Below are 12939 nucleotides of genomic sequence, written 5' to 3' on the forward strand. Positions count from 1 at the left end.
GATTTATTCTGTTTTATAGTCTATTAATTTTATAGGACCTTCAAGGAGACTTCTTACTATTTGTAGTGTTCCATCTTCTTTAGTGGCTATTTGCCATTTAATAAGTGATATTTCGCCTTTTTCAATTTCAATACCAGTTATACTGCGAGGGTGTACACAGCTACCATCGTTAAAGAAAGCAATATCTCCAGGTTCAGGAAAACGTGGTCTATGCGTATGCCCAACAATAGTTAACAAATTATTGTTTTCTGAAATCCATTTTTTTATTCTACGCTCAACTTTAATAAGTTCTTTGTAGTTTTTCGCAGGACTTGTTGGATCTGCAATCCCCATTACATTCAAAGGTTTCCAAAGAACGCGAACCATGAAACGACTCCATTTCCAAAACAGATAGTTCCACCAATCGGCTTGATGCCCATGGGTTAAAAATAATTCTTGACCAGTTAAGCAATGCTTTAAAACTATAGCTTCGTGGTACTTTATATCTTTAAATAGCTCAACATCTTCTCCCGTTTTTGCATCAAAATAAGTTGATAAATGTTTTTTTACATAATCAGGATTTCTATAAACCATATCATGATTTCCCCATATCATATGTAACTTATCAGCCTTATGAAACAATTTCATAAGCATATACACGTTTTTGTGAGCGTTTAATATGGAGGTAAATGATAGATTTTCCCATAGCTCATCACCATCACCAATCTCGCAATATTGAAAACCTTCAGCATAATAATGCTTTAAGGCATGAAAGTAAATATTTCTATTATTGGCAAAATCGTCAGCAAAGCTATTGTCTCCACGGTGACAATCACTAAAAAGAATAAATTTACTATCATCATCAAAATCAATGACATTCGCGTTTTTATAAGCGTAATCCAATCTTTTTTTAGCTGAAAACATAGGAGTAAATGTAAACAAAAAAGCGTTTCAAATATAAACGCTGTATTAATTTTTAAGTTTGTCTAAGGCAATTGGTAATAATCGTTCAACAAATTTTGAGTAAGCAAGTTTTGAAGGGTGAAGACCATCTGAAGCTACTAGGTTGCTATCCTGCAAGCCTTTTCTAGTTATATCTGTAATGTTTACATAAGTTAGGTTATTTGTGCCACAATAGTTTTTAGCAAAATCATTATATCTATCAATGTCTTTTGAAACATTTTGATTCCCATTACCAAATGGTGTATATGCATAGTCTGGAATAGAAATGATTATAATGTCTTTTTTATTTCCTTTTACACATTCGATGGCTTTATTTGTAAGTTGAATGAATTCCTTTTTGTAAACATTAAAAGGTTTACCTTGATATTGATTGTTAACACCAATAAGCAAGGTCACCAAATCGTAATCTTTTGAAGGCTTTTCGGTATCTATCGCGGTGAGTAAGTTTGAGGTTGTCCATCCTGTTCTGGCTATAATTTTTAATTTGAATTCCTTGCTAGACTCAAACTCTTGTTTTAAATTATCTTTTAATTGCTCAGGAAAACGGCAAGATTGGCAAACACTTTCTCCAATGGTGTAGCTATCACCCAAAGCTAATATTTTATATGTGTCTTGATTTTCAAATACTGATTGGTTTGGTTGAATTTCTTCTTGATTAAAAACAGATTTTTCAACAGTGCAGCTTAAATTTATTGTAGTACAAATTACTATTAAATAAACAATCTTTTTCATTTTCAACTTTTTACATAAATATACGGATTTTATAAAACAAAAAATGCTCCTATAATCAAGGAGCATTTTTTGTTTTATGTTATTGCGAAAGGCTTTACTTAAAAGCATTTAATCCAGTAACATCTAAACCGGTAATTAATAAATGAATATCATGAGTTCCTTCATAAGTAATTACGCTTTCTAAATTCATAGAATGGCGCATAATAGAGTATTCTCCAGTAATGCCCATACCTCCTAGCATTTGTCTTGCTTCACGAGCAATGTTTATAGCCATATCTACATTGTTACGCTTGGCCATAGATATTTGGGCAGATGTTGCTTTACCATCATTACGTAAAACACCAAGCCTCCAAGTTAAAAGCTGCGCTTTGGTAATTTCGGTAATCATTTCTGCCAGTTTCTTTTGTTGTAGCTGGAACTGTCCAATTGGTTTTCCAAACTGTATACGTTCTTTACTATAGCGAAGTGCGGTGTCATAACAATCCATGGCAGCACCAATAGCTCCCCATGCTATACCATAACGTGCAGAATCTAAACAACCAAGTGGAGCTCCTAATCCAGATTTATTAGGTAATAAATTTTCTTTAGGCACTTTAACATTATCAAAAATTAATTCACCCGTAGCACTTGCACGAAGCGACCATTTGTTATGAGTTTCAGGTGTCGAAAATCCTTCCATTCCACGTTCAACAATAAGACCATGAATTCTACCTTCTTCATTTTTAGCCCAAACTACAGCAACTTGTGCAAAAGGCGCATTGCTAATCCACATTTTAGCTCCGTTTAAAAGGTAATGGTCACCCATATCTTTGTAGTTGGTAACCATACCACTTGGGTTACTGCCATGATCAGGTTCTGTTAATCCAAAACATCCAATCCATTCTCCACTAGCCAGTTTTGGTAAATATTTTTGACGTTGTTCTTCGTTACCATATTTCCAAATAGGATACATAACTAGAGACGATTGTACTGATGCTGTACTTCGTACTCCAGAATCTCCTCGTTCAATTTCTTGCATGATTAAGCCATAAGAAATTTGGTCTAATCCAGCGCCTCCATATTCCTCAGGAATGTAAGGACCAAAAGCGCCAATTTCAGCTAATCCGTTTACAATTTGAGTTGGAAATTCTGCTTTTTGCGCATATTCTTCAATTATAGGCGATACGTCACGTTTTACCCATTCTCTGGCAGCATCGCGAACTAATTTATGCTCATCTGTTAGTAATTCATCTAAATTATAATAATCAGGAGCTTCGAATAAATCAGGTTTCATTCAGTTGATATTTTTAAAATTGTGTTTTTGAGAAATTATTGACTCTTTTTTTATTAAAAAAGTAATAATTGGTCAAATTTAATTAAATCAGTTGAGAAAATTTAAGATATAAATCATTATTTAAGAGATAGAAATATTCTTTGGTTTGATGAAATATTATGAGTCCATTATCATTGTTTAATTTTTTTCATTGATTAAAATCAAACAATAATATCGATTTGTGTAATTATATTTGGTATTGACTGATTATTAGTAAATTATGATTTGTTTCAGTTTGAGTTTATATAAAAATTTCAAAACTTGAATAGGGGAGAGATTGTAAAAATTGCGTATAATTAATAACAGCTATTCTTCAATGAGTGTTTTATAGTTAGAAATTCAATGTCCTTTTAACATGATAAATATGCATAATTGCAAATACATAAGATTTTATTTTTTAATATTTTTTGTTTTTACATCATGCAAAGAAGGAAGGATAGATTTTAATACTCAAGTTCGACCTATCCTCAACAAAAATTGCATTAGCTGTCATGGAGGGGTAAAGCAATCTGGTGGGTTTGGATTAGTTTTTAGAGAAAATGCATTAGGAGAAACGGCGAATGGTAAAATCGGAATTTTCCCTGGTCAGCCAAAGAAAAGTGAAATGATTTCCAGAATTACCCATAAAAACCCGGAAATGAGAATGCCTCTTGAAAGAGAACCTTTAAGCGATGATGAAATAAAAACGTTAACTAAATGGATAGAGCAGGGTGCTGAATGGGAAGAACACTGGGCGTATTTAGAACCTAAAAGCCCAGAGATATCGAATTCAGAATCAGATTGGGGTTATAATGAGATTGATGTTTTTACACATAAAAAAATGGAAGAACATAATCTTTCACCAAATGCAGAGGCTGATCCTTATGATTTGGTAAGACGTGTATATCTTGATTTAATTGGATTGCCACCTACAACTAAGCAAATAGGTGAGTTTATAAAAGATACATCTGAAAAAAAATATGAGCAGCTAATTGATTCACTTTTGGAATCTCCTAAGTTTGGTGAGCATTGGGCCAGCATGTGGCTAGACTTAGCTAGATATGCCGATTCTAAAGGATATGAAGCAGATAGAGGAAGGGAAATTTGGAAGTATAGAGATTGGGTGATTAAGGCTTTAAATGAAGATATGCCATTTAATCAATTTACTATAGAGCAATTAGCAGGAGATTTACTTCCCAACCCTACAAAAGAACAATTAATTGCAACAGCATTTCATAGAAATACACTAAATAATGGAGAAGGAGGTACAGATAATGAAGAGTATCGAATATCAGCTGTTATAGATCGTGTAAATACCACTTGGGAAATATGGCAGTCTACTACAATGAGTTGTGTACAATGTCATAGTCATCCTTACGATCCTATTAAGCATAAAGAATATTATACTTCTTTTGCTTTTTTTAATAATACTTCTGATTGGGATGTGCCAACCGAACATCCAATATACAGAGAATTTGATAGTATTAATCAAATAGAATTAGAGGGTGTTAAAAAATGGATTTCTAATGTTTCTTCTGAAACTGAAACTAATAAATGGGAGCAATTTATTCATATCCAAGAACCTAAAATAAGGCCAGAAGATTTTAGCGAAACTCAAAAAACCACCCATTATAATAGGTCTAATCAAGATTATATGATGGTTAGTAATGATGCCTATATTAAGTTAAAAGGCGTTTCGTTAAGTAATGTAGACAGAATATATTTAAACTATAGCCAAGGAGGAAAATTAAAAGGAAAACTATTAGTAAAAACGGATAGTATCGATGGAGCAATAATAGGTGAATTAGAATTGTATAAAACACATGGGTTTAATAATGTGCCTATAAAAATCAAAACAGAATCTAAATTTGCAGATTTATATATTCAATTTAAAAGTAATTCGAAAGATTATAAGTGTTTTATTGATGGATTTTTAATTGGCGAAAAATTACCTTCTGAAAAAAATGAAGAATATGATAATATCTATAGCAAGATAGATGAACTATTAAATATACGCCCAAAATATACCACACCAGTAATGGTAGAAAAGCCAAAGGACTTTAGTCGTATAACTAGGGTTTTTGATAGAGGTAATTGGTTGGTAGAAACGGATACGGTAACAGCATCAATTCCTAAGTTATTTAATTCAAAAGAAGAACAATTTAAGAACAGATTAGATTTTGCAAAATGGTTAGTAAGCGAAGATAATTATTTAACAGGAAGAGTTATTACAAATAGGTTTTGGGCAAAAATATTTGGAAAAGGAATTGTAATGACTTCAGAAGACTTTGGAACCTTAGGAGATAGGCCAACACATCCAGAATTACTAGATTGGTTGGCGCTTAGTTTTTCAAAAAATTGGGATTGGAGTATCAAAAAACTATTGAAAACGATAGTAATGTCAGATACGTATAAGCAAAGCTCTGTAGTTTCAAAAGAGGCAAAAAGTAAAGATGCTCATAATCAATGGTTGGCAAGAAGCCCAAGAGTTCGTTTGTCTGCTGAACAAATAAGAGACCAAGCTTTAGTAGTATCTGGCTTGTTAAGCGACAAAATGTATGGCCCTAGTGTGATGCCACATCAACCTGATGGTGTTTGGACAGTGGTTTATAATAATGATCAATGGAAAACTAGTGAAGGCGAAGATGCTTACCGCAGAGGGCTCTATACCTATTTAAGAAGGTCTAGCCCCTATCCTTCGTTTATAAGTTTTGATGCATCGGAAAGAGAAACTTGTTTGTCACGAAGAATTAATACGAATACACCACTTCAGGCATTAATAACTTTAAATGATCCTGTGTATTTTGAGGCTGCTATAAATTTGGCAAAACAAGTTGATGAAACTGAAGGAGGAAAAAAAGAAAAAGTAGATTTAGCTTACAGAAAAGTAATGGGTAAAAGCATTAGTACCGAAAAGTCTGATATACTGTATGATTTGCTCAGTGAAACAGAAGCTTACTACTTAAAGCATCAAGAAGAGGCCTTTCAGCTAATAAAATCAGATGATTTAGAATTAGCGTCACTTACAGTTATGGTAAATACTTTAATGAATATGGATGAATTTCTTGTAAAAAACTAAACTGGTTCAAATGGATTTGTATAACGAAGCACAGAAAAGAAAATTAGAATTTACAACAAGAAGACATTTTCTTAAACAATGTACTACAGGTTTAGGCGGTATTGCATTATCATCATTAATAGGCCCCCAAAATGTATTTGGCGGGAATGTAAGTAATAGTTTAGATCCTGGTACTCTGCCACATTTTTTGCCTAAAGCAAAGCGAGTTATTTATTTACATATGGCTGGAGCGCCATCTCAATTAGAACTATTTGATTACAAACCAGCCTTAAAGAAATTGCATGATTTAGACTGTCCACAATCGTTATTAGAAGGAAAACGATTTGCATTTATACAAGGTACCCCCAAAATGTTAGGTCCTCAATTTGATTTTAAGCAATATGGTCAGTCAGGAACGTATATTTCAGATGCTTTACCTCATTTTAGTAGTATTGTAGATGAGGTTGCTATTGTGAAATCAATGCATACAGATGAATTTAATCATGCACCAGCTCAATTGTTATTACAAACAGGAAGTGCTCGATCAGGAAGACCAAGTATGGGAGCCTGGGTAACTTATGGATTAGGGTCAGAAAATGAAAACTTACCAGGATATATGGTTTTAGTTTCAGGAGGAAAAAACCCTAGTGCTGGAAAAAACGCATGGGGAAGCGGATTTCTTCCGTCAGAATATCAAGGCGTGCAATGTCGTAATTCAGGTGATCCAATTTTATATGTATCTAACCCTAATGGTATGAGTAGGGATATTCGTAAAAAATCATTAAAGGCTATAAAAGAAATTAACGAAAGCCAACATAAGGAATTTAACGATGATGAAACCTTATCACGTATTTCTCAATATGAAATGGCTTTTAAAATGCAAATCTCAGTTCCAGATGTTATGGATGTTTCTAAAGAACCTGACTACATTAGAGATATGTATGGCGCAAAACAAGGTGAGGCTTCTTTTGCTAACAATTGTTTGTTGGCGCGTCGATTGGTTGAACAAGGCGTACGATTTGTACAACTATATCATTGGGGGTGGGATATGCACGGAGATAGTAAAGCGGGTTCTTTAAATGAAGGATTAAAAACAAAATGTGAAGAGGTAGACCAATCGATGACGGCTTTAGTTAAAGATTTAAAACAAAGAGGGCTTTTAGATGATACATTGATTGTTTGGGGAGGCGAGTTTGGGCGTACGCCTATGCGCGAAAATAGAGGAGGCATTATAATGCCATATTACGGGAGAGACCATCATACCGAAGCTTATACCATTTGGATGGCCGGAGGAGGTATAAAAGGCGGAATATCTTATGGAGAAACTGATGAAATAGGATATTATGGTATTAAGGATAAAGTACATATTCATGATTTACAGGCCACAATATTAAATCAGTTGGGAATAAATCATGAAAAATTCACGTATAATTTTCAAGGCAGAGACTTTAGACTTACCGATGTACACGGTAGAGTAATTAAAGATTTATTGGTGTAAATTAAAATATAGACACATGAACCAAACCAGACGTCAATTTTTAACAACAGCAGGAGCAGCTAGCGCAGGATTACTTTTATCCAGCATGGGTGCGCCACTAGAGAAGGTGACACCAAAAAAGGGTTTTGCTCTTAAAATTTATGCTACACGGTGGGGTTTTAAAGGGACTATGGATGCCTTTTGTAAACAAGTTAAAGCAGAAGGTTATGACGGAATTGAAGATTGGTTTCCTAATAATATAGCTGATGAAGAAATATTATATGAAGCTTTAGATAAGTATAATTTAAGTTATGGTGCTTTGGCAGGAAGTAGTGGTAAAAATTTTACAGAGCATAAAAAAAGTTACGGTGAAAATTTGCTTAAAGCATTATCTAGAAAACCAGATTTTATAAACTGCCATGCTGGAAAAGATTTTTTTTCATTTGAAGAAAATAAACTACTTATAGATTTTGCTATTCAACAATCAAAAACCTCTGGTGTACCAATATATCAAGAAACTCATAGGGGACGTATATTATTTGCGCCTCATGTTTGCAGTCGTTTTATAGATGCGTTTTCAGAGTTGAAGTTAACCTTAGATATTTCACATTGGTGTGCTGTAGCTGAAAGCTTGTTGGACGATCAAAAAGAAACTGTAGCAAAAGCCCTAGAGCATACATCACACATACATTCTCGAATTGGTCATGAAGAGGGTGCTCAAGTTAGTGAGCCAAGAGCTCCAGAATGGAAAAATGCTGTTGAAGCACATTATACATGGTGGGATGCTGTTGTGAATCAGAAGAAAGAAAATGGAGAAGTACTTACGATGACAACCGAGTTTGGTCCAGCTAATTATATGTGGACCATGCCATATACTAGACAGCCGTTGGCAAATCAGTGGGCTATTAATGTACATATGATGCATGAATGGAGAAAAAGATATTTATAATTAATTCTTTATGATAGAAAACCGCATATGATAATATTCCTAGAAGCCAACTGGGGGCAGTTTTTTGGTAGGTTCCATGCCCTAGTAGTACATTTACCCATTGGGTTTATAATTTTAGCTGTAATTTTTGAATGCCTTGCCTGGAAAAAAAAGATAGACTTAAAATTAGCAATATCATATGCTCTTTTAATAGGAGCATTATTTGGAGTTATTGCCGTTGTTTTAGGTCTTATGTTAGCATCAGATGGAGGTTATAATATAGATACCTTAAATCTTCATAAGTGGACTGGAATATCTACAACTATAGTGGCATTTCTTTTATTTTTTCTAAGTAAAAAGAAAGAGACTATACTTTGGGCTAAAAAGACATACCCAGTAATGATGGCTTTGGTTGTAATTTTATTATCAATTGCAGGACATTACGGGGGGAATTTAACACATGGTTCAAACTATCTATTTGAGCATGCGCCAGCTTCAATTAGAGCGATGGCAGGAATAAAACCAGTTAGAGAAAGAATAACAATTTTAGATTCTGCTTTAGTTTATGAAGATGTAATCCATGTTATTTTTGAAAAGAAATGTAATGTATGTCATAATAATGATAAGGCTAAAGGAGGTTTGTTGTTGGTCGATTCAGAAAGTATATTAAAAGGCGGAGAGAATGGTAAGGTAGTAATTGCTGGAAATGCATCTAAAAGCGAATTATATAGACGTATTACTTTAGATCCAAATCATAAAGAGTTTATGCCTACCGAAGGCAGAACGCCTCTTACTAACGAAGAAACATTATTGATTAAATGGTGGATTAATGAAGGACTAGCTTTTGATAAAAAAATTGTAGAACTTAATCTTACTGACAGAATTAAGGGGTATTTGCAAGAGGTAGGTATTGGTTTAAAAAGAACATTTATAGGAAGCTTAAATTTGCCTGAAGTAGATGAAAATATTTTGGATTCAATTAAAGCAGAGGGATTTAAAATTAAACCGATTGTAAATAAAAGTACTTTACTTGAAGTTAAATATTCAGCATATAATAAAACCCCATTAAATCAAGATAAAATGGATATTTTGTTAAGCGCAAAAGAAAACATTATTTGGGCAGATTTTTCTAGATTACCCATGCATGAAAACTTTATTTCTACAATAGGGCAATTAGAAAACCTTACAGAACTTAGGGTCAATAATTCTGAAATTACAGATAAAGGCGTAAAACAATTAACGCAATTAACACATTTAGAATATTTAAATGTTTACGGAAACCCAATTAGTGATGTTAGTGTTGAAAGCCTTCAAAAGCTTTCAAAATTGAAAAAATTATACCTTTGGAAAACAAATATTTCTGAAGAAGGAATATTAAAAATTAAAGACTCTTTGCCTCAAATAAATATTATTACTGGTGAGTAATGACTTATTTTATATTACATTTTTAAGTAGAAATCTTTAGTAAGGTTTATATAGTCTTGGGTGTATTGATGTCTTCCTGTTTCTATAATCAACACATCAGTTTTTATATCGCTTTCGCGAAAAGAAAATTCTATTAGGCTTCGCTTAATTTCTGAGGTTGGATGTCCTTTAACTTGTAATATTCTATTTGCGAATAAATCAAATCCTGAAGCTAATTTAATAAATGAAGCTTCTTCTTTAAAAGGAATAATGATAGAGAATATTCCGTTTTCAGAAAGTAATTTTGAGACGCTTTCAATTAAGTGATTAAATGGCATTGCATCTTGAAAACGCGCTATATCACGTTGATTGTTTTCAGTTTTATAATCCTCAGAGTAAAAAGGCGGATTAGAAATAATAAGATCGTATTTATCTTCTATTTCATCTGCAAATTCTTCAAGCGAGGCATGATAACAAAATAATCTATCTCCCCATGGAGATTGTTCAAAATTATCAACACATTGTTCGTATGCACTATCATCAATTTCAACAGCATCTATTAGTTCTGCATAACTGCGTTGCGCTAACATAAGCGCAATAATACCTGTTCCAGCACCAATATCTAGTATAGAAAAAGGATTGCTTTCTAATGAAGCCCATGCTCCAAGTAAAACACTATCTGTTCCAATTTTCATGGCACATTGGTCTTGATGTACTTTAAACTCTTTAAAAGTAAATGGCTTTTTTTGCACTGCTATTTTTCTAAATATAAATCTATCAGTCCTTCTGGAGTTTCAACCAAAATAGTTTTGTTTTCTCGGTCTACTTTTAAAATAAACTCATCATTCATGGGTATTAAAATCTCAATGCCACTTCTGTCAATTTCAAAAAGAGATTGTGCTGTAGAATCATTAATGCTTTTTAATATACCAACTTCACCGAAGTTTTTATCTTCAATAGTAAATCCAATAACTTCATGAAAATAAAACTTATCACCTTCAAGTTTAGGAAGCAAATTTAATGGTAAATATAAATGACTTTTCATAATAGCATCGGCATCGGCTTCAGTATCTACATCTTCAAATTTAATACGTAGCAATTCAGACTTATGTAGTTGCGAACTTTCAACAAAAAAGGGCACTAGATTATGTCGCAAGTCTAAAAAAATAGCATCTAAATGTTCATAAATATCTGGCTGATCGGTATCTAATTTTGCTAAAACCTCACCTTTAAAACTGTATTTTTTTACAATTTTTCCTAAATAAAAACAATCTTCTTTTTTCATTTTGAATTTATCTGTTCGAGTGCAGTCGAGAACTATTTAAATGTCAGGTTGATTGTATCTCGACTGCGCTCGATGTGACATTTTTGGATATAAAAAACTCCGATAGTAGCTATCGGAGTTTAAAAGTATAAAAAAATAAATGTTTTTATTCTTCTTCGTTTGAAGCTTCAGCCTCAACAGCAGGAGCAGCTTCTTCAGCTACTTCTTCTTCAACAACAGGAGCAGCCGCAGCTATTCTTGCTTCGTTAACAGCTTTTTCAGCTGCTAATGCCTCAGCTTTAGCTTTAGCGTCAGCTTCAGATAAACCGTCAGCTTTAGCTTGTACTTTGCTTGTTTTTTCTTCTAACCAAGCAGTAAATTTTGCTTCTGCTTGCTCTTCAGTTAAAGCTCCTTTTCTTACACCACCTACAAGATGATTTTTTAGTAAAGCACCTTTATAAGATAATAAGTTTTTAGCTGTATCAGTTGGTTGTGCACCATTCTGTAGCCATTTTACAGCACCATCAACGTCTAATTCAACAGTTGCTGGGTTTGTGTTTGGATTGTAAGCACCTAATTTCTCTAAGTATTTACCATCTCTTTTTGAACGTGCATCTGCTGCAACTATCCAATAATAAGGTTTCCCTTTTTTACCGTGTCTTTGTAATCTAATTTTTACTGGCATAATAATTAATTATTTGAGGTTCTCGACCTCGGTTATTAATGAGGGCGCAAAGATACTATATTTTTTTAATTATCAATATTTTATATTAGAATAATAAGCATACTGGAGAAGGGAGTTCTATTGAATGTAAAAAGGTAAGAGTTCCATTAATATCATCAATTTTAAAAACAGAAATATTATGACTTTTTTGATTGGCAACCAATAAGAATTTACCTGAGGGATCTATAGTGAAATTACGAGGCCAATCTCCATGAACACTTATGTTCTGAACTTTATCAAGTTTACCTGTAGTTATGTCTCTTTTAAAAACAACAATAGAGTTTTCGCCACGGTTTGAGCCGTACAAAAACTTCTCATCACTAGATAAATGAATATCTGCACAGTAACTTTTTTCTTTGAAATCATCAGTAAGTGTTGAAACATTTTCTATAAACTCAAATCCATTTTCTGTTTTTTTAGCTGAAGTAACTGTATTTGAGTACTCGTTTATTATATATATAAATTGACCATCTTTAGTTAAAGAGAAATGCCGAGGACCCGCATTATGTGGCATTTTTACAATAGAAGAATCCTCCAATTTATAATTGGTGCCATTTAACTTGTATTGATAAACAGCATTTAGCCCTAAATCTGCGACATACAAATCGTCTTTAAAAAACTGAGCCGAATGTGCATGGGAAATAAGGCTATCGGTTTTATGATCTATTATCTGAAAAGCATCTGATAAAGCACTATCAGTTTTTATATTATATAATGAGAAATTTCCGCCAGTATAATTAGAAACTACAGCTTTATCTCCTTGTTTATTGATTGCTACATGACACGGATGTGCCCCATTGGTTTTAACCTTATTTATAAAAGTTAAGGTTTTATCATCTTCAACTTTAAATGCAGATATAGCACCCTCTTGATTTTCATTAACAGCATAAATATATTTTTTGTCTGGTGAATATGTTATAAAAGAAGGGTTTTCGGAGACAGATGCTAGTTGCTTTTTGTTTAGCTCGCCAGTTTCAGAATTAAATTGAAATTGATAAACACCTTCGCTATCACCATTGGTATAAGTACCAACATATAAAGTAGAGTTTTTGGGTTTTGAACAATTTAGTAAACAAACTGAAAAAAGGAATATGCACATTTTAAATTTCATGGGTAAGT

The 12939-nt window shown here is 33.0% G+C and carries 11 protein-coding genes; 4 read left to right on the forward strand and 7 right to left on the reverse strand.

Features of this window, described 5'->3' with window-relative positions:
- Positions 1-3: 3 nt before the first annotated feature.
- The 3 genes from M3P09_RS02590 to M3P09_RS02600 form a co-directional block, all read right to left on the reverse strand.
- Entirely contained in the window at positions 4-903 is a 900-nt protein-coding gene (locus M3P09_RS02590) for a metallophosphoesterase family protein (protein WP_099564767.1), read from the reverse strand.
- A gap of 45 nt (positions 904-948) precedes the next feature.
- Complete coding sequence (locus tag M3P09_RS02595; RefSeq protein ID WP_249971906.1) at positions 949-1674, reverse strand: SGNH/GDSL hydrolase family protein; 726 nt, start codon at positions 1672-1674, stop codon at positions 949-951.
- 94 nt (positions 1675-1768) lie between these two features.
- Entirely contained in the window at positions 1769-2947 is a 1179-nt protein-coding gene (locus M3P09_RS02600; RefSeq protein ID WP_099564766.1) for an acyl-CoA dehydrogenase family protein, read from the reverse strand.
- A 403-nt stretch (positions 2948-3350) separates the two neighbouring features.
- Here M3P09_RS02600 and M3P09_RS02605 point away from each other — a divergent pair, with 403 nt between their 5' ends.
- Genes M3P09_RS02605 through M3P09_RS02620 form a run of 4 tightly spaced genes read left to right on the forward strand, consistent with a single transcriptional unit; the run spans position 3351 to position 9853 of the window.
- Entirely contained in the window at positions 3351-6044 is a 2694-nt protein-coding gene (locus M3P09_RS02605) for a DUF1553 domain-containing protein (RefSeq protein WP_249971907.1), read from the forward strand.
- 10 nt (positions 6045-6054) lie between these two features.
- The gene (locus M3P09_RS02610) at positions 6055-7521 is read left to right on the forward strand and encodes a DUF1501 domain-containing protein (protein ID WP_249971908.1); all 1467 of its coding nucleotides are present in this window, start codon (positions 6055-6057) and stop codon (positions 7519-7521) included.
- Between the two features lie 16 nt (positions 7522-7537).
- Positions 7538-8449, forward strand: a complete 912-nt coding sequence (locus M3P09_RS02615; RefSeq protein ID WP_249971909.1) for a twin-arginine translocation signal domain-containing protein — start codon at positions 7538-7540, stop codon at positions 8447-8449.
- Between the two features lie 27 nt (positions 8450-8476).
- On the forward strand, positions 8477-9853 hold the full coding sequence (locus M3P09_RS02620; RefSeq protein ID WP_249971910.1) for a c-type cytochrome domain-containing protein: 1377 nt from the start codon (positions 8477-8479) through the stop codon (positions 9851-9853).
- A gap of 14 nt (positions 9854-9867) precedes the next feature.
- Here M3P09_RS02620 and M3P09_RS02625 read toward each other — a convergent pair whose 3' ends face one another.
- From M3P09_RS02625 to M3P09_RS02640, 4 genes are all read right to left on the reverse strand, one after another.
- The gene (locus tag M3P09_RS02625) at positions 9868-10527 is read right to left on the reverse strand and encodes a tRNA1(Val) (adenine(37)-N6)-methyltransferase (RefSeq protein WP_249972099.1); all 660 of its coding nucleotides are present in this window, start codon (positions 10525-10527) and stop codon (positions 9868-9870) included.
- A 59-nt stretch (positions 10528-10586) separates the two neighbouring features.
- Entirely contained in the window at positions 10587-11117 is a 531-nt protein-coding gene (gene rimM, locus M3P09_RS02630; RefSeq protein WP_249971911.1) for a ribosome maturation factor RimM, read from the reverse strand.
- Between the two features lie 145 nt (positions 11118-11262).
- Complete coding sequence (locus M3P09_RS02635; protein WP_249971912.1) at positions 11263-11781, reverse strand: 30S ribosomal protein S16; 519 nt, start codon at positions 11779-11781, stop codon at positions 11263-11265.
- An 85-nt stretch (positions 11782-11866) separates the two neighbouring features.
- A complete protein-coding gene (locus M3P09_RS02640) occupies positions 11867-12931 on the reverse strand; it encodes a lactonase family protein (RefSeq protein ID WP_249971913.1) in 1065 nt (354 codons plus the stop codon).
- Positions 12932-12939: the final 8 nt, after the last annotated feature.

Source organism: Jejuia spongiicola (genome assembly GCF_023502325.1).
Classification (GTDB): Bacteria; Bacteroidota; Bacteroidia; order Flavobacteriales; family Flavobacteriaceae; genus Wocania_A; species Wocania_A spongiicola.

What these genes read in the sequence shown, in the direction of transcription:
- M3P09_RS02590 (WP_099564767.1), bottom strand. Translation starts at nt 903, where the DNA reads ATGTTTTCAGCTAAAAAAAGATTGGATTACGCTTATAAAAACGCGAAT.
- M3P09_RS02595 (WP_249971906.1), bottom strand. Translation starts at nt 1,674, where the DNA reads ATGAAAAAGATTGTTTATTTAATAGTAATTTGTACTACAATAAATTTA.
- M3P09_RS02600 (WP_099564766.1), bottom strand. Translation starts at nt 2,947, where the DNA reads ATGAAACCTGATTTATTCGAAGCTCCTGATTATTATAATTTAGATGAA.
- M3P09_RS02605 (WP_249971907.1), top strand. Translation starts at nt 3,351, where the DNA reads ATGCATAATTGCAAATACATAAGATTTTATTTTTTAATATTTTTTGTT.
- M3P09_RS02610 (WP_249971908.1), top strand. Translation starts at nt 6,055, where the DNA reads ATGGATTTGTATAACGAAGCACAGAAAAGAAAATTAGAATTTACAACA.
- M3P09_RS02615 (WP_249971909.1), top strand. Translation starts at nt 7,538, where the DNA reads ATGAACCAAACCAGACGTCAATTTTTAACAACAGCAGGAGCAGCTAGC.
- M3P09_RS02620 (WP_249971910.1), top strand. Translation starts at nt 8,477, where the DNA reads ATGATAATATTCCTAGAAGCCAACTGGGGGCAGTTTTTTGGTAGGTTC.
- M3P09_RS02625 (WP_249972099.1), bottom strand. Translation starts at nt 10,527, where the DNA reads ATGAAAATTGGAACAGATAGTGTTTTACTTGGAGCATGGGCTTCATTA.
- rimM (WP_249971911.1), bottom strand. Translation starts at nt 11,117, where the DNA reads ATGAAAAAAGAAGATTGTTTTTATTTAGGAAAAATTGTAAAAAAATAC.
- M3P09_RS02635 (WP_249971912.1), bottom strand. Translation starts at nt 11,781, where the DNA reads ATGCCAGTAAAAATTAGATTACAAAGACACGGTAAAAAAGGGAAACCT.
- M3P09_RS02640 (WP_249971913.1), bottom strand. Translation starts at nt 12,931, where the DNA reads ATGAAATTTAAAATGTGCATATTCCTTTTTTCAGTTTGTTTACTAAAT.